General features: G+C 29.7%; 1 pseudogene. It reads left to right on the top strand.

The window, feature by feature from the left end:
- Positions 1-716: pseudogene (locus IU405_RS00695) on the top strand (sodium/calcium exchanger protein); the annotation flags it as partial.
- Positions 717-738: the final 22 nt, after the last annotated feature.

The following is a 738-nucleotide window of genomic DNA, read 5'->3' as shown; positions in this document are numbered from 1 at the left end:
TTTATATGTTGAAATCTATGAAGAAAAGCGACGACTCAGACGAAGTTAATGATGAAGAGGAAGAAGAAGAAGAGGAAGAAGATGGAAATATTAAAAAAGGCTTTTTCCAAAATCTTATCACATTAAACCTTGAACCAATTTTCATTAAAAGTGAGTTACAATCAAAAAATGCTTGGACTTTACTAATTGCAGCCATGGTTGTTTTTAGTTCAGCTTGTTTTCTTTTAGTTAAATCTTGTGAATGGCTTGGAGATTCAATGGGTATTCCTATTTATTTTATTGCTGTAATATTAGCTAGTGCTGCTACAAGTGTACCAGATACAATACTTTCAATGAAAGATGCGCAAAAAGGCAATTATGATGATGCCGTTTCAAATGCATTAGGCTCAAATATTTTTGATGTCTGCTTTGCACTTGGATTTCCTTTATTTTTATTTACAATAATTTACGGGCCAATTGAAATGTCAGTTGATACGGTAAAAAATGTTGCAGAACTTCGCATTCTTTTATTTATTCTAACATTAATTGCTTTTATAATTTACATTTCAAGAACTAAATTAGGAGGTATGAGTGCTTTTTTACTCTTGTTAATTTATGTTGCTTTTACATTATTCATTCTTGGTAAATCAATGGACGCGGAATTTTCAAATGAAATAAGTTTATTTTTAAATGATGTAAACGAGGTTATAGAAACAATGAGGTTTTGGAATCATTAGATTAAAATCCCAAATATAAAAT

Origin of the sequence: Polaribacter sp. BAL334, assembly GCF_015767435.1 — a bacterium.
GTDB lineage: Bacteria > Bacteroidota > Bacteroidia > Flavobacteriales > Flavobacteriaceae > Polaribacter.
The sequence above is the reverse complement of the archived record's forward strand: the minus strand, read 5'-3'. Positions and strand labels throughout refer to the sequence as shown.